Annotated in this window: 18 protein-coding genes; 14 read left to right on the top strand and 4 right to left on the bottom strand. The window is 70.2% G+C overall.

Annotated elements, in window-relative coordinates; genetic code table 11:
• Positions 1-30 precede the first annotated feature (30 nt).
• On the bottom strand, positions 31-1,188 hold the full coding sequence (metX, locus tag ACODR1_RS14650) for a homoserine O-acetyltransferase MetX (protein WP_488881102.1): 1,158 nt from the start codon (positions 1,186-1,188) through the stop codon (positions 31-33).
• A 135-nt stretch (positions 1,189-1,323) separates the two neighbouring features.
• On the opposite strand from metX, the gene ACODR1_RS14645 reads away from it, so the two are divergent.
• The 5 genes from ACODR1_RS14645 to ACODR1_RS14625 are packed head-to-tail and all read left to right on the top strand — an operon-like array spanning position 1,324 to position 5,478.
• Positions 1,324-1,836: a SixA phosphatase family protein gene (locus tag ACODR1_RS14645; protein ID WP_488881101.1), complete on the top strand. Its 513-nt coding sequence runs from the start codon at positions 1,324-1,326 to the stop codon at positions 1,834-1,836.
• A complete protein-coding gene (locus tag ACODR1_RS14640) occupies positions 1,833-2,171 on the top strand; it encodes a DUF952 domain-containing protein (protein WP_488881100.1) in 339 nt (112 codons plus the stop codon). The genes ACODR1_RS14645 and ACODR1_RS14640 overlap by 4 nt, the downstream gene beginning before the upstream one ends.
• Entirely contained in the window at positions 2,171-3,238 is a 1,068-nt protein-coding gene (locus tag ACODR1_RS14635; protein WP_488881099.1) for a quinone-dependent dihydroorotate dehydrogenase, read from the top strand. Before ACODR1_RS14640 ends, ACODR1_RS14635 begins: the two co-directional genes overlap by 1 nt.
• On the top strand, positions 3,235-3,969 hold the full coding sequence (locus tag ACODR1_RS14630) for a TVP38/TMEM64 family protein (RefSeq protein ID WP_488881098.1): 735 nt from the start codon (positions 3,235-3,237) through the stop codon (positions 3,967-3,969). The genes ACODR1_RS14635 and ACODR1_RS14630 overlap by 4 nt, the downstream gene beginning before the upstream one ends.
• A 9-nt stretch (positions 3,970-3,978) precedes the next feature.
• Positions 3,979-5,478, top strand: a complete 1,500-nt coding sequence (locus ACODR1_RS14625; RefSeq protein WP_488881097.1) for a sensor histidine kinase — start codon at positions 3,979-3,981, stop codon at positions 5,476-5,478.
• Between the two features lie 54 nt (positions 5,479-5,532).
• Here the strand turns inward: ACODR1_RS14625 and ACODR1_RS14620 are convergent, their stop codons facing one another.
• On the bottom strand, positions 5,533-5,727 hold the full coding sequence (locus ACODR1_RS14620; RefSeq protein WP_488881096.1) for a hypothetical protein: 195 nt from the start codon (positions 5,725-5,727) through the stop codon (positions 5,533-5,535).
• Between the two features lie 226 nt (positions 5,728-5,953).
• Complete coding sequence (locus ACODR1_RS14615) at positions 5,954-7,288, bottom strand: TonB family protein (RefSeq protein ID WP_488881095.1); 1,335 nt, start codon at positions 7,286-7,288, stop codon at positions 5,954-5,956.
• A 140-nt stretch (positions 7,289-7,428) separates the two neighbouring features.
• Here ACODR1_RS14615 and polA point away from each other — a divergent pair, with 140 nt between their 5' ends.
• Both polA and ACODR1_RS14605 read left to right on the top strand, forming a co-directional pair.
• Entirely contained in the window at positions 7,429-10,335 is a 2,907-nt protein-coding gene (gene polA / locus ACODR1_RS14610; RefSeq protein ID WP_488881149.1) for a DNA polymerase I, read from the top strand.
• A gap of 283 nt (positions 10,336-10,618) precedes the next feature.
• Positions 10,619-12,568, top strand: coding sequence for a methyl-accepting chemotaxis protein (locus ACODR1_RS14605; protein ID WP_488881094.1), 1,950 nt, complete (start codon positions 10,619-10,621; stop codon positions 12,566-12,568).
• A gap of 108 nt (positions 12,569-12,676) precedes the next feature.
• Here ACODR1_RS14605 and ACODR1_RS14600 read toward each other — a convergent pair whose 3' ends face one another.
• A complete protein-coding gene (locus ACODR1_RS14600; protein WP_488881093.1) occupies positions 12,677-13,417 on the bottom strand; it encodes a LytTR family DNA-binding domain-containing protein in 741 nt (246 codons plus the stop codon).
• Positions 13,418-13,555: 138 nt separating this feature from the next.
• On the opposite strand from ACODR1_RS14600, the gene ACODR1_RS14595 reads away from it, so the two are divergent.
• The 7 genes from ACODR1_RS14595 to ACODR1_RS14565 all read left to right on the top strand — a co-directional run bounded on the left by ACODR1_RS14595 (position 13,556) and on the right by ACODR1_RS14565 (position 24,346).
• Complete coding sequence (locus ACODR1_RS14595) at positions 13,556-14,098, top strand: DUF2306 domain-containing protein (protein ID WP_488881092.1); 543 nt, start codon at positions 13,556-13,558, stop codon at positions 14,096-14,098.
• Between the two features lie 53 nt (positions 14,099-14,151).
• Positions 14,152-14,628, top strand: a complete 477-nt coding sequence (locus tag ACODR1_RS14590) for a DUF2141 domain-containing protein (RefSeq protein WP_488881091.1) — start codon at positions 14,152-14,154, stop codon at positions 14,626-14,628.
• 8 nt (positions 14,629-14,636) lie between these two features.
• On the top strand, positions 14,637-16,094 hold the full coding sequence (locus tag ACODR1_RS14585; RefSeq protein WP_488881090.1) for a carotenoid oxygenase family protein: 1,458 nt from the start codon (positions 14,637-14,639) through the stop codon (positions 16,092-16,094).
• A 92-nt stretch (positions 16,095-16,186) separates the two neighbouring features.
• Positions 16,187-16,885 carry a TetR/AcrR family transcriptional regulator gene (locus ACODR1_RS14580; protein ID WP_488881089.1) on the top strand — a complete coding sequence of 233 codons (699 nt, stop codon included), beginning with the start codon at positions 16,187-16,189 and terminating at the stop codon, positions 16,883-16,885.
• 197 nt (positions 16,886-17,082) lie between these two features.
• Positions 17,083-19,317 (top strand): TonB-dependent receptor, encoded by a 2,235-nt coding sequence (locus ACODR1_RS14575; protein WP_488881088.1) that lies wholly within the window; start codon positions 17,083-17,085, stop codon positions 19,315-19,317.
• A gap of 96 nt (positions 19,318-19,413) precedes the next feature.
• Positions 19,414-20,739: a spinster family MFS transporter gene (locus ACODR1_RS14570; RefSeq protein ID WP_488881087.1), complete on the top strand. Its 1,326-nt coding sequence runs from the start codon at positions 19,414-19,416 to the stop codon at positions 20,737-20,739.
• A gap of 250 nt (positions 20,740-20,989) precedes the next feature.
• Positions 20,990-24,346 (top strand): glycosyltransferase, encoded by a 3,357-nt coding sequence (locus tag ACODR1_RS14565; RefSeq protein WP_488881086.1) that lies wholly within the window; start codon positions 20,990-20,992, stop codon positions 24,344-24,346.
• Positions 24,347-24,432 lie beyond the last annotated feature (86 nt).

Below are 24,432 nucleotides of genomic sequence, written 5' to 3'. Positions count from 1 at the left end.
CCTTCAGGGGGAGCATCCTGAACGCTGCCCTCATCGCCCGATCCCCCGCTCGCGTTCCACCGACGCCATGAATCCCGTCAGGGCCGCGTCCATCACCGGCTCGTCCAGCAGGAAGGCGTCGTGGCCCTTGTCGCTGTCGATCTCGGCGAAGGCCGCACGGCAACCGGCGGCGGTCAGGGCGCGGACGATATGGCGGCTCTCGGCGGTCGGATACAGCCAGTCGCTGGTGAAGCTGAGCACGCAGAACCGCACGTCGCGGGCGGCCTTGAAGGCGTTGGCCAGCACCCCGCCGTGCGGCGCGGCCAGGTCGAAATAGTCCATGGCCCGAGTGATGTAGAGATAGGAGTTGGCGTCGAAGCGGTCGACGAAACTGGCCCCCTGGTGGCGCAGATAGCTCTCGACCTGGAAGTCGGCGTCGAAGCCCCAGGACAGACCGTCGCGTTGAAGTTCCCGCCCGAACTTGCGCTGCAGGGCCGGCTCGGAGACGTAGGTGATGTGGGCGGCCATGCGGGCCACGGCCAGGCCCTTCTCGGGCCGCGCGCCCTGGCTGGCATAGGCGCCGCCGCGCCATTCGGGATCGGCCATGATCGCCTGGCGGCCCACCTCGTGGAAGGCGATGTTCTGGGCCGAGTGGCGCGAGGTCGAGGCCACGACGACGGCGCTGAACAGCTTCTGGGGATAGTCCACCGCCCACTGCTGCACCTGCATGCCGCCCATCGAGCCGCCGACCACCGCCAGCAGGGTGTCGACGCCCAGGGCGTCGATCAGCATGGCCTGGGCCCGCACCATGTCGGCGATGGTGAGGATCGGGAACGACAGGCCGTACGGCTCGCCGGTGGCCGGATTGGTCGAGGCCGGACCGGTGGAGCCCATGCAGCCGCCGATCACGTTGGAGCAGATGACGAAGTGCCGGGCCGGGTCGATCGGCCGGCCGGGACCAACCAGGCGCGTCCACCAGCCGGGCTTGCCGGTGGTCGGATGGGGGGAGGCCACATACTGGTCGCCGGTCAGGGCGTGGCAGATCAGGACGGCGTTGGTCCCGTCCTCGTTCAGCGAGCCGTAGGTCTGGTAGGCCACTTCCAGCCCGCTGATCTTCGCGCCGGAATCCAGCACCAGCGGCCGGTCGGCGGGGAAGCGCCAGACACCGCCGCCGAGCGGCTGGGAAACGTCCAGATCAAGGTCGGCCATGTCGCCTTGGACCGCCTGTCGACGAAGGTGTCAACCATACGCTTTGCGCCTGGCCGTGCGCCGCTTAAGAGGAGATCGTCGCGACGGCGTTTCTCGCCATTTGCCCAGCTTTAAAACCGCTCTATGGAGTGCGCCATGGACCGTCTGATCCTGATGCGCCACGGCAAGGCCGAGCGGCACGCCGCCCAGGGCGGCGACTTCGAGCGCGCGCTCGCCGAGCGCGGCCGCCAGGACGTGGCGCTGATCGCCTCGGCCCTGGCGTCGGAGGGCCTTTCGCCCGATCTCGTTCTCGTCTCGGCCGCCCGCCGCACCCGCGAGACCTGGGAGGCCGCCGCCGGCGCCTTCCCCGATGCGACCGCAGAGGTGCTGCGCAATCTCTACCACGCCGAGGCGCAAGAGGTGCTGACCGCCGTGCGCGAGGCCGACGCGCCCGCCGGCACGGTGATGGTGGTCGGCCACAATCCGGGCCTGCACGACCTCTCCTTGCGCCTGGCCATGGGCGCCCCCGCGGACGGCGGCGAGATGGCCAAGCTGCGCTCGCGCTTTCCCACCGCCACGGCGGCGGTCTTCGACATCGACGCGTCCGGCGCCCCGCGGCTGGCGCGCGTCTTCTACGCATCCGAACACGGCGGGCACGGCGGCGAATGACCCTGGTCTACAAGATCCTTCCGAAGACGCTCTGGGACGCGGCCAAGGCGGTCGGCGAGTTCACCGGCGCGCCCATCGACCACGCCGACGGCTACATCCACCTTTCCGCCGCCAACCAGGCCCAGGAGACCGCCGCCCTCTATTTCAAGGGCCAGGAAGACCTGCTGCTGGTCGGCTTCGACGCCGACGCGCTCGGCCCCGAGCTGAAGTGGGAGGCCTCGCGTGGCGGGGCCCTGTTCCCGCATCTCTTCCGCAGTCTCGATCCGTCCGAGGCGATCTCGGAAAAGCCGCTCGTCCTCGACGCCGACGGCGTGCCGCAGCTGGGTCTTTCCTGATGGCCCTGCACGACATCGCCGCCCGCGCCCTGCACGCGCTGGATCCCGAAGACGCCCACGGCTGGGCGATCCGCGGCCTGAAGTGGGGTCTTGGCCCCCGCGACGGCGGCGTCGACGATCCGATCCTGGCCACCAGCGTCGCGGGCCTGCAGCTCTCGAACTGCGTAGGCCTGGCCGCCGGCTTCGACAAGAATGCCGAGGTTCCCGACGCCATGCTGGCCGCCGGCTTCGGCTTCGTGGAGGCCGGCACGGTCACCCCGCTGGCCCAGGCCGGCAATCCGCGCCCCCGCCTGTTCCGGCTGACCGAAGACCAGGCGGTGATCAACCGCATGGGCTTCAACAACGAGGGCCTCGAACCCTTCGCCGCGCGCCTGGCCGCCCGCAAGCACGCCCACGCCGACCGCCTGGGCGTGTTCGGGGCCAACATCGGGGCCAACAAGGACACCGAAGACCGCATCGGCGACTACGTCACCGGCCTGACCCGTCTGTGGGGCCTGTCGGACTACTTCACCGTCAACATCTCCTCGCCCAACACGCCGGGCCTGCGCGCCCTGCAGACCAAGGCGGCGCTGGAGGAACTTCTGGGCCGCCTGGCGCAGGCCCGTGCCGGCCTGAAGAAGGACGGCGCCGACTATCCGATCTTCCTCAAGGTCGCCCCCGACCTGGAAGAGGGCGAGGTCGAGGCCATCGTCGAGACCGTGCTGGCCTGCGGCCTGAACGGGATCATCGTCTCCAACACCACCATCGCCCGATCCGACAGCCTGAAGTCCGCGCACAAGGGCGAGGGCGGCGGGCTTTCCGGCGCGCCGCTGCGGGTCGCCTCGACCCGGGTGCTCGCCGAGTTCCACGCCGCCGCCAAGGGCCGCGTGGCGCTGATCGGGGCCGGCGGCATCGCCAGCGGGGCCGACGCCCTGGCCAAGATCAAGGCCGGCGCCTGCGCGGTGCAGCTCTATTCGGCCCTGGTCTATGGCGGCCCGGGCCTGGTGGTGCGGATCAAGAAAGACCTGGCCGCCCGCCTGCGGGCCGAAGGCTTCGCCAGCGTCTCGGACGCGATCGGGACCGCATGACCCCTGACCAGAGCCTCGCCTGGCTGCGTCGCTTCGGACCGCTCGCGGTCCTGGCGCTGCTGCTCGTGGCGGCTCTGGCTTCGGGCCTGGCCGGCAAGCTGTCGCTCGAGACCCTGCAGGCCGAGGGCGAGGCGCTGCAGGCCTTCGCCCACCATCACCCGCTGCAGTGCGCGGTGATCTATGTGCTGATCTACGTCGCCACGGTGTCAGTCTCGCTGCCTGGCGCGCTGATCCTGTCGCTCAGCGCCGGCTTTCTCTTCGGACCGCTGGGCGGCTTCCTGGCCCTGATGGGCGTGACCGGCGGCTCGACCGTGGTCTATGCGGCCTGCCGCACCGCTTTCGGCGATTTCCTGCGCCGCAAGCCCGGGGCCCTGCTGACGAGGATCGAGGACGGGTTCAAGGCCGACGCCTTCTCCTACCTGCTGACCCTGCGGCTGATCCCGGCCTTCCCGCTGCTGCTGGTCAATGTCGCCTCGGGCCTGATGAAGATCCCGCTGCGCACCTACCTGCTGGCCTCGGTGCTGGGCATGGCGCCCAGCTCCTTCGTCTATGCCGGGATCGGGTCTGGCCTTGGCCACCTGTTCGCGGAGGGCGACCCGGTGACCCTCGCCACCCTGGCCTCGCCGCGCATCTACATGCCGATCATCGGCCTGGGCGTGCTGGCCCTGCTGCCGCCGCTTTGGAAGGCCGCGCGCAGGCGCCGCGTTGCCCCCGCCGCCGACGTGAAGTAACCCAGACGAATGGCCGAACCGGTCACGCCGCCCGCCGCTCCCGACAAGCCGCCCGGAAGACGCCTTCCGTGGCCCGGCGGCCTGTCGGCGCGCCTGCTGCTGCTGACCGCCCTCTTCGTGTTCCTGGCCGGCGCCTTCATCCTGCCGCCGGCCCTGGCCGACCTCGAAAAGCAGTGGCTGCTCGATCGGGTGCGGGCCGCCGAACTGGCCTCGACCATCGCTGACGCCGACCCCGAGCGCCGGGTCACCGACCAGGTCTCGCAGCGCCTGCTCGACCAGGCCGGCGTCGTGATCGTGGCCCTGCAGGTGGACGGCGCGCGCCGCCTCGTCCTGCCCACCGAGCCGCGCGCCATCGAACAGCCCTACCTCGTCGACCTGCGCGGCCAGAACCCCGGCTCGTGGCTGGCCGCCCCGTTCTTCACCCTGAAGAGCAAGCCCGGCAGCCTGGTGCGGGTGATGGCCGAGCCGCGCTTCCGCCAGGAGGCCGAGTTCGTCGAGATCGTTCTGCCCGACGCCCCGCTGAAGGCCCACCTGATCGCCAACTTCTGGCGCCTGGCGGGGGTGACCCTGTTCGCCGCGGGCCTGGCCGGCGGCCTGATCTATCTGTCGCTGAACTTCCTGCTGGTGCGGCCCATGCAGCGCATCACCAAGGCCATGGAGCGCTTCCGCGCCGATCCCGAGGATCCCGAGGCCCGCGTCGTGGTGTCGCGCCGCCGCGACGAGATCGGCCGCGCCGAGGCCGAACTCGACGCCATGCAGACCGACCTGCGCACCGCCTTGCAGGCCAAGGCCCGCCTGGCGGCCCTGGGCGAGGCGGTGGCCAAGATCAATCACGACCTGCGCAACATGCTGACCAGCGCCCAGATGGCGTCCGACCGCCTGGCCGCCCTGGGCGACCCCAAGGTGGCCCAGGCCCTGCCGCGTCTTGAACGGGCTCTCGACCGCGCCATCACCCTGGCCAGCGACGTCATGGCCTATGGCAAGTCCAAGGAGCCGGCCCCGGTGATCCGCACGTTAAGCCTGCGCGCGGCGCTGGAGATGGCGGCCGAGGATTCCGGCCTCACCCCGCAGGGCGTGGCCCTGGAGACGGTGATCGACCCGCGCGAGCAGATCCAGGCCGACCCCGACCAGCTGCACCGCATCCTCACCAACCTGCTGCGCAACGCCCGCGAGGCCATCGAGGGCGCGCCCGACCGCAGCGGCAAGGGCCGGGTGTTCGTGGAGCTGCGCCGCGCCGACGGCATGAGCCACCTTAGGCTGTCGGACGACGGCCCCGGCGTGCCGGCCCGGGCCCGGGCCAACCTCTTCCAGCCGTTCGTGGGTTCGGTGCGCCGCGGCGGCACGGGCCTGGGCCTGGCCATCGCGCGCGAGTTGGCCCAGGGCCACGGCGGGGATCTGGCGCTGGTCGAAACCGGCCCCGGCGGCTCGGTGTTCGACCTGACCCTGGCGGGCGCTCCCGAGCCCGCACCGGCGCCCGAAGAGGGCGAGCCGGCGAAGTCGAAGCCTTAGCCGCCGCAAGGGCGGGAATGACGGGAGATCAGAACGTCGGAGAGGCTTCGAGCCTCAGACCTCGTACTGCTTGGGCAGGGGAGCGCTCTGCTCGGCCGGCGCGAGTGGCGCGCGTAGCTCGATGGGCTCGCTGGTCATCGCGTCGGGCGCGGACGGCGGGGCCAGGATCCCGGTCGCCAGGACGCCGGCGACCACAAGGCTGCAGCTTCCCAGGCCAAGGCCCAGGGCGATGGTCTTCTTCAAGGTCATGCTCAACAGTATCCGCGTCGGGGAGGGCGCTTTTACTCGTAGGGAACCAAGCCTCTGACGTGCCCTGAGGTTCCCAGGTTCCGCCAGACGGATCACATCCGCCTCACGGGCGGACGTGCTTTTGCCTGTAAACCGTCCACAGGTCCAGCATGGGGCGCCTTAAGGGCGATCTCGCCTCATTTGGGCGAACGCTGGTTGCAAAGCGCCACCTTGGCGGGGCCCTTCTTCAGGGCTTGGCCGGGGCCGCCGGAGCCTCGGCGGTTCCCTCTTCCTCTTCCAGTTCGGCGCCTTCGAAGCGGATCGGCAGGCGAATGCGCTGGCCGTCCACCGGGTCGCCTTCCTTGGTCCATGGGTTCATCCGCATGGAACCCGCCACGATCATCGCCGAAGCGGCGAAGTCCAGACCCGCCGGCTCCTCGCGCGCGGCCTCGCAGTCGGCCAGCCGGCCCTCGGTTGTCACCGCGCAGGACACCACGCCCAGGCCGTTCTTCACCCCCGCCTTGCGGGCGGCCTGGGGATAGGCCATGGCCAGGCCTTCGGCGTCGGCCATCTGGATCCAGCGCGGCTTGGTCAGCTGGCGGCCGACCGCGCCCGGCGGCCGGAAGCGGAACGGCACGTCCACGTGGATCAGCTTGACCATCTTGGCGTCGCCCGGCCCCATCGACACCTTGAAGTGGTCGGCCAGCCCGAGGGCGGCCTTGCCGAACCCCCTGCCCTTGGGCAGTTCGGAGATCACCTCGCAGTCGTCCAGCGCGCCGGTTTCCTTGATCCCGCAGCGCAGGGCGGCCTGGCCGCTGTCCACGCCCGCGGCGGCCTTGGGCCAGGCGGCCTCGACCTGCGCCAGGCTGGGCGCGGACTTCCACGGCGGATCGAGGATCAGCCGCTCCTTGCCGGCCGACACGAAACCGCCCTCGGCCAGGCCCGCCCAGGTGATCGGCACCGTCACCTCGGTCTCGACGCGCTGGCCGGCGCGGATCTTGGGGCTCATCAGGAACTGCGGGGCCAGCGCCAGGGCCGACTGGCCGAAACCCAGGCCCTCGGGCGTTTCCGACAGCACCGCGCAACGGTCCAGGAAGCCCTCGGTCGTGACCCGGCAGCGGATGACGGCCCGGCCGTCCTTGCCGGCCTTGACCGCGGCGACCGGGAAGACGCCCGCCAGGTCCTGGCCCGTCGGCTTGCGCACCCAGTCGGGATTGGCGTCGCCGGGCGCCAGAAACTCCAGCGAATAGGAAATCTTGCGGCCGATGGCCGAGGCGCCGCTCTCGTCCTTGACCTTGACCTTGTAGCGATCGGACAGGCCGATGGCCGCCGCGCCGAAGCCGCGGTTCATCGGGTATTCGCTGAGCACCTTGCAGTCGGCCAGCGCGCCCTTGTCGGCGACCACGCATTCGACCTCGGCGTCGCCGGTGACGCTGGCCCCGGCCGGAAACGCGGCCTTGATTTCCGACGCCTTGGGCCGGGCGGCGAACACCAGGCGCCCCTCCTCGGCCGCGTTCGAGGACGTGGGAAGACCCGCCAGCATCAGCAGGGCCGCGACCGAACCGAAACGAATGAAAGACACGACGCCCCCTCGGGTCCGGGCCCCCGCCCGGCTACTCGACCCAAGGCTGAGCCATAACCCAGCCACCCGGCGTCAGCAACCGGTCAAGGCGCGTTCGGCAAGGGTTCCGGCGCGCGCCCGATCCCCTTATGTTCGCCGCCATGACCGACGCCGCCGCGCCCGAATCCGCCCAGACCCGCCCCCTCACCCAGGACGGCCCCGCCCTGCGCCTCTTCCTGGTGGACGGCTCGGCCTACCTGTTTCGCGCCTACCACGCCCTGCCCCCCCTGACCCGCAAGAGCGACGGCCTGCCCGTCGGCGCGGTGCAGGGCTTCTGCAACATGCTGTGGAAGCTGATGCGCGACATGCAGGGCGACGCGCCCACGCACCTGGCGGTGATCTGGGATCACTCGGAAAAGACGTTCCGCAACAAGCTGTACGATCTCTACAAGGCCAATCGTCCGCCGCCGCCGGAAGACCTGATTCCGCAGTTCCCGCTGGTGCGCGACGCCACCCGGGCTTTCGGCGTGCCGGCCATCGAGCTGCCCGGCTACGAGGCCGACGACCTGATCGCCGCCTATGCCTGCGCCGCCCGCGACGCTGGCGGCGAGGCCGTCATCGTTTCGTCCGACAAGGACCTGATGCAGCTGGTCGGCGACAGCGTCTCGATGTTCGACCCCATGAAGGGCGTCCGCATCGGCCGCAACGAGGTGTTCGAGAAGTTCGGCGTCTATCCCGAGCAGGTGGTCGACGTGCAGTCGCTGTGCGGCGACAGCGTCGACAACGTTCCGGGAGCTCCCGGGATTGGCGTCAAGACCGCCGCCCAGCTGATCACCGAGTATGGCGACCTCGACACGCTGCTGGCCCGGGCCGGCGAGATCAAGCAGCCCAAGCGCCGCGAGACCCTGATCAACTTCGCCGACCAGATCCGCCTGTCCAAGGCCCTGGTCACGCTGGATTGCGACACCCCCCTGCCCGAACCGCTCGACGACCTGGTGGTGCGCGAGCCCGACAAGGCCGTGCTGGCCGCCTTCCTCGAGGAGATGGAGTTCCGCACCCTGGCTCGCCGGGTCGGCGACGGCAACGCCGCGGCCGCGCCCCGCACGCTGGAGGCCCGTCCCTCGGACAAGGCCGTCACCGCGCCGGTGACCAGCGTCTCCTACGTCTCGGCCGCCGCTCGCGCCGCGGCCAATCCGGTGGCCGAGCCGGTCGCCATCGACACCGCGTCCTACGTCTGCGTGCGCGACCTGCCGACGCTGCAGGTCTGGGTCGACAAGGCCCGGGCCAAGGGGATCGTCGCCTTCGACACCGAGACCGACGCCCTGTCCTCGGCCAATGCCGGCCTGTGCGGCGTGTCGCTGGCCATCGCGCCGGGCGAGGCCTGCTACATCCCCGTCGGCCACGAGGAAAAGGCCCAGGACGGCGGCCTGGCCTTCGAGGCGCCCGCCAAGCTGGAGCAGCTTTCCGAGGCCGAGGCCCTGGCCGTCCTGAAGCCGCTGCTGGAAGACCCGGCGGTGCTGAAGGTCGCCCAGAACGCCAAGTACGACATCGCCGTGATGGCGCGCCGGGGGATCGCCGTCGCCCCGATCGAAGACACCATGCTGATCAGCTACGTGCTGGAAGCGGGCCTGCACGGCCACGGCATGGACGAGCTGTCGGAGCTGTGGCTGGGCCACAAGCCCATCCCGTTCAAGGAAGTCGCGGGCTCGGGAAAGAGCCAGATCAGCTTCAAGCACGTGGCCCTCGACAAGGCCACGGCCTATGCCGCCGAGGACGCCGACGTCACCCTGAGGCTCTACGACGTCCTGCGTCCGCGCCTGGCGGCCGAGGGCCTGCTGACGGTCTACGAGACCCTGGAACGGCCGATGCCGGGCGTGCTGGCGACGATGGAGAACGACGGCGTCCGCGTCGATCCCGAGACGCTGCGCCGGCTCTCCAACGAGTTCTCGCTGCGCATGGCCGATTTCGAGGAACAGGCCCAGAAGCTGGCCGGCCGGCCGTTCAACCTGGGCAGCCCCAAGCAGATCGGCGACGTGCTGTTCGGCGAGATGAACCTGAAGGGCGGCAAGAAGACCGCCACCGGCCAGTGGTCGACCGACAGCGACGTGCTGGAAAGCCTGGCCAACGAACACGAGCTGCCGCGCGTGCTGCTCGACTGGCGACAGCTGTCCAAGCTGAAGGGCACCTACACCGAGAACCTGATCGCCGCGATCAGCGAGCGCACGGGCCGGGTGCACACCTCCTACGCCCTGGCCGCCACCACGACGGGCCGCCTGTCGTCGTCGGACCCCAATCTGCAGAACATTCCGGTGCGCAGCGAGGAAGGCCGAAAGATCCGCAAGGCCTTCGTGGCCGAGCCGGGCAAGGTGCTCATCAGCGCCGACTACAGCCAGATCGAACTGCGCCTCCTGGCCCACATCGGCCAGATCCCGCAGCTGCAGCAGGCCTTCCGTGACGGGCTCGACATCCACGCCATGACGGCCTCGGAGATGTTCGACACCCCGATCGAGGGCATGGACCCGCTGATCCGTCGCCGGGCCAAGGCCATCAACTTCGGCATCGTCTACGGCATCAGCGCCTTCGGCCTAGCCAACCAGCTGGGCATCGGCCAGGGCGAGGCCGGGGCCTATATCAAGACCTATTTCGAGCGCTTCCCTGGCATCCAGGCCTATATGGACGCCACCAAGGCCTTCGTGCGCGAGCACGGCTACGTGACCACGATCTTCGGCCGCAAGATCAACATCCCCGACATCCACGCCAAGTCGGTGGGCCAGCGGCAGTTCTCCGAGCGCGCGGCCATCAACGCCCCGATCCAGGGCGCGGCCGCCGACGTCATGCGCCGGGCCATGGCCCGCATGCCCGCCGCGCTCGAGCAGGAAGGCCTGAAGGCCCGCATGCTGCTGCAGGTGCACGACGAACTGGTGTTCGAGGCCCCGCAGGACGAGGCCGACGCCGTCTGCGCCGTCGCCCGGCGGGTGATGGAGGGTGCTGCCGAGCCGGCCGTGGCGCTTTCCGTGCCGCTGACCGTCGAGGCGCGCGCGGCCCTGAACTGGGACGAGGCTCACTAGATCAGGCCTCGGATCGAAATATTTTCGGCCCGTCTCTTTGTCGCACCCCGCTCCGCCACAGGTGGAGCGGGGTGTGTCGTTATCAGCGGTAACCCCTTACACGCCGCAACCTGAGGAAGTTGCTGACACTGGGTCGCCGACCATCGGCATATAACCCGGGTCGCCGGGTGCGACATTCCGCCACGGCACGGTTAATCCCGTGGAAACCGCGATCTCGCCAGAGCTTGCAGCGAGGACGTGTGCTGTCGCGCACATCGTCGGGGCAGATATCCGGAGGCGGGTCGTGCGTTTTGGTGATTTGAAGATTCCCCAGAAGCTGATGGTCGTGTTCGGCGCGATGCTGGCCGCGATCGTGGCCATGGGCATTACGCTGTTCATCAACCAGCAGGCCTACAAGGGCTCGGTGCAGCGCACGGCCGTGGCGCACGCCAGCCTGCGCGCCGCCGATACGGCCGCCTTCCGCCTGACCCGCCAGGAGAACTCGCTGCGCGGCTTCCTGCTGTCGGGCGACGCCTACTACGTCGACCGCCTGGAGAACGCCCACAAGCCCAAGTTCGTGGCCGCCCTGGACGATCTGCGCAAGCTGGCGGGCAAGGACGAGGCCGACCTCGCCCGCATCGCCGCCGTCGACGCCGCCTACGCCGCCTACCGCGCCCAGGCTATCGAGCCGGCCGAGAAGCTGGGCGCCGATCCGGCCACCCGCGCCCAGGCCATCGACCTGGTCAAGCACGACGGCGTCGCCGACAAGGCCGTCGAGCCGGTCGAAGAGGCCATCGAAGCCATCACCACCGACGCCGAGGCCGTCGTCGCCGCCGAGACCGCCGCCCAGGCCGCCGCCTCGCTGCGCAGCACCCTGGTCCTGGCCATCGGCATCGCCGTCACCCTGGCGGTCGCCGTCGGCGGCGGCCTGATGCTGACCGGCGGCATCGCCGCCCCGGTCGCGGCCATGACCACCGCCATGCGCCGCCTGGCCTCGGGCGACAACAGCGTCGCCGTGCCGGCCTCGGGCCGCAAGGACGAGATCGGCGAGATGGCCGGCGCCGTCGCCACCTTCAAGGACGCCGCCATCCACAAGCTGCGCCTGGAAGAGGAAGCCGCCGCCGCCGCCGCCCGCACCGAGCGCGAGCGCGTCGAGCGCGAGGCCGAGAAGGCCGCCGAGGCCGAAGTCGACCGCATCGCCATCACCGCCCTGGCGGAAGCTTTGGGCTCGCTGGCCGACGGCGACCTGACCTACCGCATCAACGCCGAGTTCGCCCCCAAGGCCCAGCAGCTGAAGAGCGACTTCAACGCCGCCGCCGGCCGCCTGCAGGACGCCCTGCGCGGCATCAACGGCGCCACCGGCGGCATCCGCGCCGGCTCCGAGGAGATCGCCCAGGCCTCGGACGACCTGTCGCGCCGCACCGAACAGCAGGCCGCCAGCCTGGAAGAGACTGCCGCCGCCCTCGACGAGATCACCGCCACCGTCCGCAAGACCGCCGCCGGCGCCAAGGAGGCCTCCAGCGTGGTCGCCGCCGCCCGCGCCGACGCCGAGCGTTCGGGCGCCATCGTCAGCCAGGCCGTCAGCGCCATGGCCGGCATCGAGCAGTCCTCGGGCCAGATCGGCAACATCATCGGGGTGATCGACGAGATCGCCTTCCAGACCAACCTCCTGGCCCTGAACGCGGGCGTCGAAGCCGCTCGCGCCGGCGACGCCGGCAAGGGCTTCGCGGTCGTCGCCCAGGAAGTCCGCGCCCTGGCCCAGCGCTCGGCCGAAGCCGCCAAGGAGATCAAGACCCTGATCTCGACCTCGACCCAGCAGGTCGGTTCGGGCGTGTCCCTGGTCGGCCAGACCGGCGAGGCGCTGCAGCGCATCGTCGAGCAGGTCGCCACCATCGACGCCCTGGTCACCGAGATCGCCGCCTCGGCCACCGAGCAGTCGACCGGCCTGCACCAGGTCAACACCGCCGTGAACCAGATGGACCAGGTCGTTCAGCAGAACGCCGCCATGGTCGAGGAAGCCACCGCCGCCACCCACTCGCTGAAGGGCGAGACCGGCGAACTGGCCGCCCTGGTCGGCCGCTTCAAGGTCGGCGGCGACGGCGCCGGCCGCGCCTCGGCCCCCGCCGCCCCGGCCGCGCCGCGCGCCAACCCGGTGCATGCCGCCCAGGCCCGCGCCCAGACCTTCGTCCGTCCCGGCCGTCCCGGCGGCTCGACCGCCCTGGCGACCAAGGTCGACGAGTGGGAAGAGTTCTAAAGCCGCAAGGCTTGCTCAGTAACGGAAAGGGCGGCCCGCAGGGGCCGCCCTTTTTGTTTGCCCCGACGGCGTGCAGGCGCTGCTGGCGCAGCGGTGCGGACGCGCCTCCTAGAACCAGCCCGCCTCGCGCAGGGCCTTGGCGTAGGCGCGGCTGACGGGGGCCTCGGCGCCGCCGGCCAGGGTCAGCACGGCCCGGCCGTCGCCGCGCTTGGCGTCGACCACCGCCTCGCGCGCCACCCACCACGAGCGATGGGTCTGGGCGCCCTCGATGCCTTCTAGCTCGGCGATGGCGTCGGAGAGGCGCATCAGGATCAGGTCCTCGCCCCTGGAGGTGTGCAGGCGCAGGTAATGGTCCTGGGCCTCGACGGCGTGGAGGGTCGCGCCCCGCAACTTGGCCGGCAGGCGTTCGAGAAAGCGCGGCGGCGGCGCCTCGGGGGCGGCCGCGTGGGTCTCGACCGGCTTGCGGGCGACCAGGAAGTTCAGGGCCGTGATCGCCGCGGTGACCACCAGCACCGGCAGGAAGAACTGTCGCAGGTTTTCCAGCTTCGGCAGGGCGCCGAACATCAGGCTCGACATCGCCCAGACGTACAGCGTGCCGGGCAGGGCCACGCCCAGGGTGATCGCCGCCCCGCCGACGAAGGGCCGGCGCTCGGTCAGTCCGTTGTTCTGCACGATCCCGCTCACCGCCGCTCCGGCTGCAGCGCCCGACCAGCACAGCACCAGCCAGTAGACGAGCCGGATCCACAGCGGCGCATCGCCGGTGCCGAACGCGCCGGCGAAGGCCAGGAACAGCCCGGCGACGCCCGCCACCACCACGCCGCGTCCATGCCGCGCCGCCAGGGCCGCCATTGGCGAAGCGTGAACGGCGGACGGCGGCGATTGGCGAAGCCGAACCGGCTGCTCACGTAACGGCGATTGAGACACGGCCCCGTCGGCTCCTATCGATCCTTCAACGGCGACGCACCCCGCCACCGCCCGGAGATCAAGATGTCCCAGACCAGCCTGTCAATGCACGAGCCCCGCGCCCGGCGCTTTCGCCTGTTCGGCGTCGCCGGCGTGCTCGTCGCCACGACGGCCGCGGCCGTCCCCGCCCTGATGCTGCGCGACCGCGGCCTGGACGGCATCATGCCCCACCTGCCCAACCTGGCCCTGGTGGCGGCCGCGCCGCTGAAGATCCAGATCCACCTGACGGCCGCCGTCACCGCCCTGGTCGTCGGCACGGTGCTGATGATCGGGGTCAAGGGCAGCGCCCTGCATCGCGGCCTGGGCTGGACCTGGGTGATCGCCATGGCGCTGACCGCCATAAGCTCGCTGTTCATCCACGAGATGAACCACGGCGCCATGAGCTGGATCCACCTGCTGTCGGGCTGGACCATCATCGCCCTGCCGATCGCCGTCTACGCCGCCCGCCGCCACAAGGTCGCCCTGCATCGCCGGTTCATGACCGGCCTGTTCGTCGGCGGGCTGATCGTGGCCGGCGGCTTCGCCTTCATCCCCGGCCGCCTGCTGTGGCGCGTGTTCTTCGGTTGAACGCGTTGTCGTTCCGTCGCCCTCTTCCTCTGTTCGCTTCAAGGATCCCTTTCATGCGTCTTCTCCCGCTGTTCGCCTGCGCCGCCCTGCTCGCCGCTCCCGTCGCCGGCCTCTGCCAGGACATCCCGGTGGTTCCCGCCCCGCCCGCCACAGCCGTCGCGACCGCCCAGGCCGACGCCAGCCTGGTGGTCAGCTTCCCGGCGCTGAAGGCCCATACCGGCGTGCTGCAGGTGGCCGTCTACGACAGCGCCCAGGCCTGGAAGGGCGGCAAGGCGGTGACCTCCGTCACCGTGCCCGCCGCCGAGGCCGCGCCGACCGTGCGCCTCGACCTGCCGGCCGGGACCTACGCCATCCGCGCCTTCCACGACGTCGACGGCGACGGTCGCCTGGGGACCAACCCCTTCGGCCTGCCGGTCGAGCCCTACGGCTTCTCCAACGACGCCAAGGTCAACATGGGCCCGCCGTCCTTCGAGGCCGCCGCCTTCACCGTCGCGCCGGGCGAGAACGCCCAGGCCATGACCCTGCGCTGAGAACGGGAATGTCGATGGATCGCCGCGCCTTTCTCCGCGCCGCCGGCCTGACCGGGGCCGCCGCCGTGCTCAGCCCCGAGACCGTGTTCGCCGCCGGGGCCGCCGACTGGACCCTGGCCTTCCGCGACGTGGAGGCCGACATCGCCCCGGCCACGCTGACCCGCCTGCGTGGCAAGGCCCCGGCCGAGCTGTCGGGCGCGCTGATCCGCAACGGCCCGGCCAAGTTCCGCCGCCCCGGCGGCTCGGCCGGCCACTGGTTCGACGGCGAGGGCCTGGTGCGGCGCTGGTCGATCCAGGACGGCCAGGCCAGCCTCGCCGCCCGCTTCGTCGACACCCCCAAGCGCCGCGCCAACACCGCGGCGAACGCGATGGTCACACCGGGCTTCGGCACCAAAGCGGGTCCGGGCGCGGCCCTGGGCGGTCCCGACGACGCCAACGGGGCCAACACCTCGGTGATGATGGCCGGCGGCGAGCTGTGGGCGCTGTGGGAAGCCGGCTCGCCCTGCGCCCTCGATCCCGTCACGCTGGAGACCAAGGGCTTCAAGACCCTGCGGCCCGACCTCAAGGCCATGCCGTTCCTGGCCCATCCGCGCCGCGAGCCGGACGGCCGGACCTGGAACCTGGGCCTGGCGGGCAAGCACGCCATCGTCTGGCGCCTGGCCGCCGACGGCGCTCTGGAGGACGCCCAGGTCGTGGCCCTGCCCCGCGCCAGCTACATCCACGACTTCACCGCCACAGAACGCCACCTGGTCATAGTGCTGCAGCCCTGGATCCAGGAGCGGCTGGAAATGCCCTACATCTCCAGCATGGCCTGGAAGCCGGAACTGGGGACCCAGGTGGTGGTGCTGGACAAGGCCGACCTGACCCGCCGCCGCACCTTCGAGCTGCCGCCGTTCTTCTTCTTCCACCTGGGCGACGCCTGGGAGGACGCCGGCGGCACGATCCGCTTCGACGCCTGCGTCGACGACGATCCGCGCGGCACGGCCTCGGCCGGCGAGCAGCTGCTGCGGGGCGTTCCGTTCACCAACGTCGCCCCGCCGCGCCTGGCGCTCATCGCCCTGCACGCGAGCGGCAAGGCCGAGCTGACCCGCTTCGACAGCATCGCCGAGTTCCCGCGCTCGGACGAGCGGTTCGCCGGCCGCGCGCGCCGCTACAGCGTCCACGCCGCCGTCGGCGAGCCGGGCAAGCCGGTGTTCCACGGCGTGGCGGTGCGCGACTGGAAGACCGGCCGCGAACAGACCTTCGCCTTCGGCCGCCGCCAGCTGGTCGAGGAAATGGTCTTCGTGCCCCGCCCCGGCTCGAGCGAGGAATTCGACGGCTGGCTGGTGGGCAGCAGCCTCAATCTCGACGCCCAGGCCAGCGAGCTGCACGCCTTCAACGCCCGCCGCGTCGCCGACGGTCCGCTGGTCACCTGGCGGGCGAACACGGCCTTGCCGCTGGGATTCCACGGGATTTTCACGGCCTGACCCGACCTCCTCGGAACGGCCGCGCTCTTGCCAGGGCGCCGGAAGCGGGCCTATCCGAGGAACAACGCTGTTCACGGATGGGTCTCTTCCACATGACCGCCGCCAAGACCCGCGCCCGTTCCGGCGGGCGGGGCCGTCCTTCCAAGGCCACGGGCCTGGACCTGAAGGAGACCATCCTCGACTCCGCCGAGGGCCTGTTCGCGCGCCACGGCTTCCACGGGGTGACCACCCGCCAGGTGGCCTCGGAGGCCGGCGTCGACACCGCCCTGATCCACTACTACTTCGGCGCCAAGCGCGAACTGTTCGACGCGGTGTTCCTGCGTCGGGCCGACATTCTCAACCAGGCCCGCAGCGTCTCGATGAACGCCTATGTCGAGACCTTCGGCGCGCGCATGACGGTGGAGGGGGTGATCACCGCCTTCATCGACCCGCTGCTGCGCATCTCGCAGGAGGGCGGCGGCGGCTGGAAGAGCTATTTCGCCCTGGTCGCCCAGGTCAACAACACCCCGGCCTGGGGCGGCGAGACCATGGCCCGGTTCTTCGATCCCGTCGTCCACCAGCTGGTCGACACACTGAAGATCGTCCGTCCCGACGCGGAATATCGCGACCTCTACTGGTGCTACCAGTTCCTGACCGGCTCGATGATGCTGGCCCTGTCGGAGACGGGCCGCATCGACTCGCTGTCGGAAGGGGTGTGCCACTCCAGCGACCTGGAGGCCGTGCGCGCCCGCCTGTTCGCCTATTGCGCGGCCGGTTTCGAGGCGGTCGTGGCCAGGTCCGGCAAGGCCTGACGCAAGCGACCCTCCGCCCCCGGATTACACTTTTCACCACCTGGTGAAAAAAGGCTGGCGCATTTCCTCAACCTAGGTGACAGTGAAGTCGAATTCCCGCGACGGTGAAATCGTGCGGGAAACGCTGGAAACGAGGCTGCTAAAGACGGCCCGGCCAGCGTGAGGGACGAAACGCATCTAGGTAAGAGGGGCTGTCCATGAAAACGATGTGGAAGGCTGCGCTGCTGGCTGGCGCGGCGTGGGGCGCTGCGAGCAATCTCGCGGTTGCACAGGAACAGGCGACGACGGAGCAAGGCGTCGGCGTCGAAGAGGTGGTCGTCACCGCCCGCCGGCGCGAAGAGACCCTAAAGGACGTGCCGGTGGCCGTCTCGGCCTATGGCGCGGCCGCGCTGGAGCGCATGGGCGCCTCGGACATCACCAGCCTGCAGCAGTCGACCCCGAACCTGACCCTGCAGGTGGCGCGCGGCTCCAACTCGACCCTGATCTCATTCATCCGCGGCGTCGGCCAGCAGGACCCGCTGTGGGGCTTCGAGCCCGGCGTGGGCCTCTATGTCGACGACGTCTACATCGCCCGTCCGCAGGGCGCGGTGCTCGACGTGTTCGACATCGAGCGCATCGAAGTGCTGCGCGGCCCGCAGGGCACGCTGTACGGCCGCAACACCATCGGCGGCGCGGTGAAGTACGTGACCCGCAAGATCGGCCCGGATCCGGAACTGCGCCTGAAGGCCTCGCTGGGCAGCTACGACCAGCGCGACTTCCTGGTCTCGGCCAAGGCCCCGATCGGCGACAAGGTGGCGGTCAGCTTCGCCGCCGCCAGCTTCGACCACGACGGCTACGGCAAGAACCTCAACACCGGCGCCGAGCACTACGACAAGGACGTCGCCACCGGCCGCGTCAGCGTCGAATACACGCCCACCGACGCGCTGTTCTTCAGGCTGTCGGCCGACACCACCCGAGACAAGTCCAACCCGCGCCACGGCCACCGCGAGGTGCAGGCCCTGAACATCCTGGGCCAGCCGATCCCCGGCGGCGAGGTGCTGCCCGACGTCTACGACACCCGCGCCGGCTCGGGCGACACCAACCGCGTCGAGAACAGCGGCGTGTCGCTGCTGGGCCAGTGGACGATCAACGACCTGATCACCGTCAAGTCGATCACCGCCTACCGCTCGGGCAACACCGAAGGCACCATCGACTTCGACGAACTGCCGGGCGCCTATCTCGACATCCCGGGCCGCTACAACGACCACCAGTTCAGCCAGGAATTCCAGGCCCTGTTCACCGGCGACCGCTGGCAGGGCGTGGCCGGCGTCTACTACATGAACGCCACCGCCGCCGGCGCCTTCGACACCGTGGTCAGCCAGATCAACACCACCATCGCCACCGCCGGCAATGTCGACACCGAAAGCTATTCGGCCTTCGCCGACGTCAGCTACGACCTGACCGAGCGCCTGTCGGTCTCGGTCGGCGGCCGCATGACCCGCGACGAGAAGTATGGCCGCGTCTATCGCCAGAACTTCACCGGCATCCGCAGCCCGCTGTTCGGCAACAACGCCGCCGTGCCCGGCCTGCTGCGCTCGAGCTTCACCAACAAGAAGACCTTCTCGAAGTTCACCCCGCGCCTCAGCGCCAAGTACGAGATCAGCGACGACCTGAACGCCTACGTCTCCTACAGCCAGGGCTTCAAGTCGGGCGGCTTCGACATGCGCTCCGACCAGATCCTGACGCCCAACTCGGCCGACGGCTACGAGCCCGAGACCGTCGACTCGTTCGAGGGCGGCCTGAAGGGCTACTTCTTCGACCGTCGCCTGAGCCTGAACACCGCGGTGTTCTACTCCAAGTATAAGGACATGCAGGTCACCCAGCAGACCCCGGTCGGCGCCTCGATCGCCAGCCAGGTGCTGAACGTCGGCCGCGCCCACATGTCGGGCTTCGAGGTCGAAGGTATCGCCAAGCTGGCCCACTGGGTCAGCGCCAACGTCTCGCTGGGCTACATCAAGGCGCAGTTCGACGAATACAAGGCGCTGGACCTGACCTCGACGCCGCCGGTGGTGCGCGACTTCTCCAACTCGCGAGTGTTCCAGAACACCCCGAAGTGGACGGGGAATTTCGGCCTGAACTTCAGCCACGACCTGGGCGGCAACGGCTCGATCACCTTCACCCCGACGGCCTCGTACCGCTCGTCCTACCACATGTTCGAGATCCCCTCGGCGCTCGATCAGGGCGCCTACTGGCTCTATGACGCCAGCCTGATCTGGACCTCGGCGCAAGGCCGCTACAAGGCCGCGCTGACCGGCAAGAACCTCGGCGACGAGCGCTATCGCATCGGCGGCTACAACTTCCCGCAGTCGGCGGCCGTGTTCTACGGCAACTCCGTCAGCGCCTTCTACGGCCCGCCGCGCACGGTGACGGCGTCGTTCGAAGTGAAGTTCTAGGCGAACGCCTCGGGCGACGGCTTGCTGCAACAGGCCGTCGCCCTTTTCTTATCCGGGCTACACAGAAGCCGAGTTTGATTCCCTGGGGGCATGGCGATGGACGACGGTCGCAAACCTGACGAGGCCGCGCCGGCCCCAAGCTATCGCTACGTGGTGCTGGCCACGCTGATCCTCGTCTACACCTTGAACTTCCTCGACCGGCAGATCCTCGGGATCCTGGCCAAGCCGATCAAGGACGAGTTCGGGCTCACCGACGGCCAGTTCGGCCTGATGGGCGGCCTGGCCTTCGCCCTGCTCTACACCACCCTGGCCATCCCCATCGCCTGGCTCGCCGACCGCTTCAGCCGCGTGTGGATAATGACCGCCGCCCTGACCGTCTGGAGCGGCTTCACCGCCCTGTGCGGCTTCGCCGGCGGGTTCTGGCAGCTCTTTTTCTCGCGCATGGGCGTCGGCGTCGGCGAGGCCGGCGGCGTGGCCCCGGCCTATTCGCTGATCGCCGACTACTTCCCCAAGAGCCAGCGGGCCCGCGCCTTGGCCGCCTACGCCTTCGGCATCCCGCTGGGCTCGGGCCTGGGCACCCTGGTCGGCGGCCTCCTGGCGGCGACCTACGGCTGGCGCACGGCCTTCATCGTCGTGGGTTTGCTGGGCGTGGTCCTGGCCCCGATCTTCCGCGCCATCGTCAAGGATCCGGTGCGCGGCGGCGCCGACCGCGTCCAGGGCGCCCCGCCGCCCGCGCCGGCCCCCGTCCCGCCGTTCGGCGACGCGGTGCGCCTGCTGGCGGCCAAGCCGTCGTTCTGGCTGCTGTCGTTTGGCGCGGCCGCCTCGTCGGTGTGCGGCTACGGCGTCGCCGCCTGGCTGCCCAGCTTCTTCATGCGCAGCCTGGGCCTGACCCTGTCGCAGACCGCCTGGTACTATGCCGGCATCGCCCTGTTCGGCGGCCTGCTGGGCATCTGGCTGGGCGGCGTGGTGGCCGACAAGCTGGGCGCCAAGTCCAAGTCCGGCTACCCGATCACCCCCGCCATCGCCTTCCTGATCTCGGTGCCCTGCTTCCTGTTGGCCATGAACAGCGGCGCGCTGTTCGGCGGCCTGGGCCGCACCGGCGCGATGACCGCCGCGTTCCTGATCTTCCTGATCCCCACCGGCCTGAACCTGGCCTGGCTGGGCCCCATCACCGCCGCCGTCCAGCACCTGGCCCCGGCCCCGATGCGCACCACCGCCTCGGCCCTGTTCCTGCTGATCAACAACCTGCTCGGCATCGCCGTCGGCATCTACTATTTCGGCCTGGTCTCCGACCTCCTGAAGCCGATGTTCGGCGCGGAGTCGCTGCGCTGGTCGATCTATACCGGCATGGGCTTCTACCTGGTGGCCGCCGGCCTATTCTTCCTGGCCAGCAAGCGCCTGGAGAAGGACTGGGTGGACTGACCCTTTCCGAACAATCCCCGCGAAAGCGGGGACCCAGGCTTTTTATCGTCGAGCGCCGCGCGTTTCAGAAAACACCTGGGTCCCCGCTTTCGCGGGGATTTTACGGTTTAGGGAGCGCCCCCACGCGCCGATCCCCCGCCAAAAAGTCGCAGTCGCTTCAAGGCCGTTCAAGCGCCACCGTTCGGACATGATCGAGGATCATTGCGCCGCCGAAACCGTGTTATCAGCGGTATGAACGGGGCACGGCGCGATGAGCGGCGACGATCGGCACATCTTCCATGATCCCACCGGCAAGCGGCGGCGCAGGTTCTCCCTGGCGGCGGGCATAGCGCTGTCGCTGGTGGCGGCGATCGTCGCCGGCTTCCTGGCCACCCTGGCCTTCGCCCCGCGCCTGCCGGCGGTGACGCTGAAGGACCCGCACGTGCTGTCGGCCCTGCACGAGGAGACGGTCCATCGCCTCAAGCCCGGCAAGCCGCCGGCCTGGCGCGCCCTGCCCGCCCCCAAGACGCCCGCCGCCATCGGCGCGGCCAAGCCGCTGAGCGTCGGCTTCTACGTGCCCTGGGACGAGGACAGCCGCGAGTCCCTGCGCCGGCACATCGCCAGCCTCGACGTCGTCTCGCCCCAATGGGTGGCGCTGAACGGCCCCAAGGGCCAGATCTCGGTCGACGACGACCCGGTCGGCACGGCCCGCATCGCCGCCGCGCCCAATCACCCCATCGTGCTGCCGCTGGTCCACAACTCGGCTAACGCCAGCTTCAACGGCCCGATGGCCGACGCCCTGCTGGCCGACCCGGCCGCCCGCAAGGCGCTGATCGACAACCTGGTCGCCCTGGCCCAGCGGCGCGGCTTCGGCGGCTACATCTTCGACCTCGAAGCCCTGTCGCCCAAGGGCCTGGCCAACTATCCGCTGCTGCTGGACGAAGCCCGCGCCGCCTTCAAGGCCTCGGGTCGCGAGGTCTGGGTCACCGCGCCCTTCGACGAGCAGGGCTGGCCGCTGAAACGCCTGCAGCAGTCGGCCGACACCATCGTGCTGATGGCCTACGACCAGCACTACGGCGGCGGCGATCCGGGCCCCAACGCGGGCCAGGACTGGTACGAGAGCGAGCTCGACAAGCGCTTCGCCACGCTCGACCCGGCCCGCACCGTGCTGGCGCTCGGCGCCTATGGCTACGACTGGACGCTGAAGGCCGACGGCACGGCGGCCAGCGGCGACGCGGCCACCTTCCACGAGGCCATCCGCAACGCCCAGGACGCCGGCGCGGACATCCGCATGGACGACGACGCCCTCAATCCCACCTACGCCTATGCCGCCGACGACGGCGACAAGCACGTGGTGTGGTTCCTGGATGCGGCCACCCTGTTCAACCAGATCAAGGCCACCGACCCGTTCCGGCCGCGCGGCTATGGCCTGTGGCGTATGGGCGGCGAGGATCCGGGCGTGTGGAGCGTGCTGGGCCAGCCGTACGGCAAGGGCACGGCCTCGGGCCTGGCCCGCATCCCGGCCGGCCAGAGCGTCGACTTCGACGGCGGCGGCGAGGTGCTGCGCGTCTCGTCCCTGCCCACGCCCGGAAAGCGCTCCCTGGAGTTCGATCCCGACACCGGCCTGATCTCGGGCGAGACCTATGACGTCCTGCCCAGCTCCTATGTCATCGAGCGCTACGGCCAGAAGCCGGGCCTGGTGGCCCTGACCTTCGACGACGGCCCCGACCCGCGCTGGACGCCCAAGATCCTCGACATCCTGAAGGCCAAGAACGCCCCGGCGACCTTCTTCGTCATCGGCCAGAACATGCAGAAGCATCCAGGCCTAGTGGCGCGCGAGATCCGCGAGGGCCACGACGTCGGCGGCCACACCTGGACCCACCCCAACATCGGCGAGACGCCGCTGCCCCAGACCCAGGTCGAGCTGAACGCCACCCAGCGCCTGTTCGAGGTGGTCACCGGCCGCTCGATGCGCCTGTTCCGGCCCCCGTTCTTCGGCGACGCCGAGCCCTCGACCCCGCGCGAGGTCGATCCGCTGGTCATCGCCCAGACCCTCGGCTACCTGATCGTCGGCCTGCGGATCGACACCGACGACTGGCAGAAGCCGCCACCGCAGGTGATCATCGACCGCGCGCTGGACCGCCTCGACCATCCAGGCGCCAATCCCGGCCAGGTGGTGCTGCTGCACGACGCCGGCGGCAATCGCGAGAACACCATCAAGGCCCTGCCCGGCCTGATCGACGGCATCCGCGCCCGCGGCTACCGGCTGGTCACGGTCGGCGAACTGGCCGGCATGACGCCCGAGCAGGTGATGCCCAGGAGCGAGCGCGACCCCGTCGGCCTGGCGCTCGACCGCCTGGGTTTCGGCTTCTTCCGGGGACTGAACGCCCTGCTGGTCGGGCTCTTCGTCACCGCCATCGCCCTGGGCGTGGCGCGCCTCGTCTTCCTGGCGTGCCTGGCCCTGGTCCACAAGGCGACCGAGCGCACGCCCGAAGACCTCGATCCCGCGACCGGTCCGCTGGTCAGCGTGCTGATCCCCTGCTTCAACGAGGAGAAGGTGATCGCCGCCTCGGTGGCGCGGATCCTGGAGAGCGACTGGACGAACATCGAGGTGCTGGTCCTCGACGACGGCTCCAAGGACCGCACGGCCCAGGAGGTGCGCGACCACTTCGCGGGCGATCCGCGCGTGACCCTGCTGTCGTTCGAGAACGGCGGCAAGGCGCGGGCCGTCAACCGGGGCCTGGCCCTGGCCAAGGGCGAGTTCGTGGTGGCGCTGGACGCCGACACCCTGTTCCCGACCTCGACCATCAGCCGGCTGGTGCGCTGGTTCGCCGACCCGAAGATCGGCGCGGTGGCCGGCAACGCCATCGTCGGCAACCGCCTCAACATCGTCACCCGCTGGCAGGCCCTGGAATATGTCACCGCCCAGAACCTGGAGCGGCGGGCGCTGGCGGCCCTGGGCGCGGTCACCGTGGTGCCGGGCGCGGTCGGGGCCTGGCGCAAGAGCGTGCTCGACGCCCTGGGCGGCTATCCCTCAGACACCCTGGCCGAGGACCAGGACCTGACCATCGCCTGCCAGCGCGCCGGCTGGAAGGTGGCCTTCGACCCGGCCGCCCGCGCCTATACCGAGGCCCCCGACACGGTGGCCGGCCTGCTCAAGCAGCGCTTCCGCTGGTCGTTCGGCACCCTGCAATGCGTGTGGAAGCACCGCGCGGCGCTGTTCAATCCCAAGACCCCGGTGCTGGGCTTCGTGGCCCTGCCCCAGATCTGGCTGTTCCAGATCCTGCTGGCCGTGGCCGCGCCGCTGGTGGACCTGGCCGTGGTCTGGAGCCTGGTCTCGGGCCTCTACGCCGCGCTCGCCCATCCGCTGGAATGGCGGCCCGACGACATGGTGCGCGGCCTGCTCTACTGGGCGGTGTTCATTCTCGTCGACCTGTCGGCCGGCGCCCTGGGCATGGCCCTTGAGAAGCGCGCCCCCTGGGCCGACCTGCCCTACCTGCCCGTGCAGCGCTTCGGCTACCGCCAGCTGATGTATTACGTGGTGGTCAAGTCGGTGCTGACCGCCGTGCGCGGCGGCCGGGTCGGCTGGGGCAAGCTGGAACGCCGGGCGACCGTGGCGGTGAAGTGAAGATGCAAAGCCCCCCTTGATGGGGGAGGGTTGGGTGGGGGTGACTAAGGCCGCGGCGGCCGAACCGCCGCATCACCCCCATCCCC

Source organism: Caulobacter sp. FG7 (assembly GCF_057808875.1).
Note: the sequence above shows the minus strand (reverse complement) of the source record. Positions and strands in the feature narration are given on the sequence as shown.

Bases quoted from the DNA above. Each gene is read 5' to 3' on its own strand.
- ACODR1_RS14575 (WP_488881088.1), top strand. From the start codon at position 17,083: ATGAAAACGATGTGGAAGGCTGCGCTGCTGGCTGGCGCGGCGTGGGGC.
- metX (WP_488881102.1), bottom strand. From the start codon at position 1,188: ATGGCCGACCTTGATCTGGACGTTTCCCAGCCGCTCGGCGGCGGTGTC.
- ACODR1_RS14585 (WP_488881090.1), top strand. From the start codon at position 14,637: ATGTCGATGGATCGCCGCGCCTTTCTCCGCGCCGCCGGCCTGACCGGG.
- ACODR1_RS14635 (WP_488881099.1), top strand. From the start codon at position 2,171: ATGGCCCTGCACGACATCGCCGCCCGCGCCCTGCACGCGCTGGATCCC.
- ACODR1_RS14580 (WP_488881089.1), top strand. From the start codon at position 16,187: ATGACCGCCGCCAAGACCCGCGCCCGTTCCGGCGGGCGGGGCCGTCCT.
- ACODR1_RS14595 (WP_488881092.1), top strand. From the start codon at position 13,556: ATGTCCCAGACCAGCCTGTCAATGCACGAGCCCCGCGCCCGGCGCTTT.
- polA (WP_488881149.1), top strand. From the start codon at position 7,429: ATGACCGACGCCGCCGCGCCCGAATCCGCCCAGACCCGCCCCCTCACC.
- ACODR1_RS14630 (WP_488881098.1), top strand. From the start codon at position 3,235: ATGACCCCTGACCAGAGCCTCGCCTGGCTGCGTCGCTTCGGACCGCTC.
- ACODR1_RS14640 (WP_488881100.1), top strand. From the start codon at position 1,833: ATGACCCTGGTCTACAAGATCCTTCCGAAGACGCTCTGGGACGCGGCC.
- ACODR1_RS14570 (WP_488881087.1), top strand. From the start codon at position 19,414: ATGGACGACGGTCGCAAACCTGACGAGGCCGCGCCGGCCCCAAGCTAT.
- ACODR1_RS14645 (WP_488881101.1), top strand. From the start codon at position 1,324: ATGGACCGTCTGATCCTGATGCGCCACGGCAAGGCCGAGCGGCACGCC.
- ACODR1_RS14620 (WP_488881096.1), bottom strand. From the start codon at position 5,727: ATGACCTTGAAGAAGACCATCGCCCTGGGCCTTGGCCTGGGAAGCTGC.
- ACODR1_RS14565 (WP_488881086.1), top strand. From the start codon at position 20,990: ATGAGCGGCGACGATCGGCACATCTTCCATGATCCCACCGGCAAGCGG.
- ACODR1_RS14590 (WP_488881091.1), top strand. From the start codon at position 14,152: ATGCGTCTTCTCCCGCTGTTCGCCTGCGCCGCCCTGCTCGCCGCTCCC.
- ACODR1_RS14625 (WP_488881097.1), top strand. From the start codon at position 3,979: ATGGCCGAACCGGTCACGCCGCCCGCCGCTCCCGACAAGCCGCCCGGA.
- ACODR1_RS14600 (WP_488881093.1), bottom strand. From the start codon at position 13,417: ATGGCGGCCCTGGCGGCGCGGCATGGACGCGGCGTGGTGGTGGCGGGC.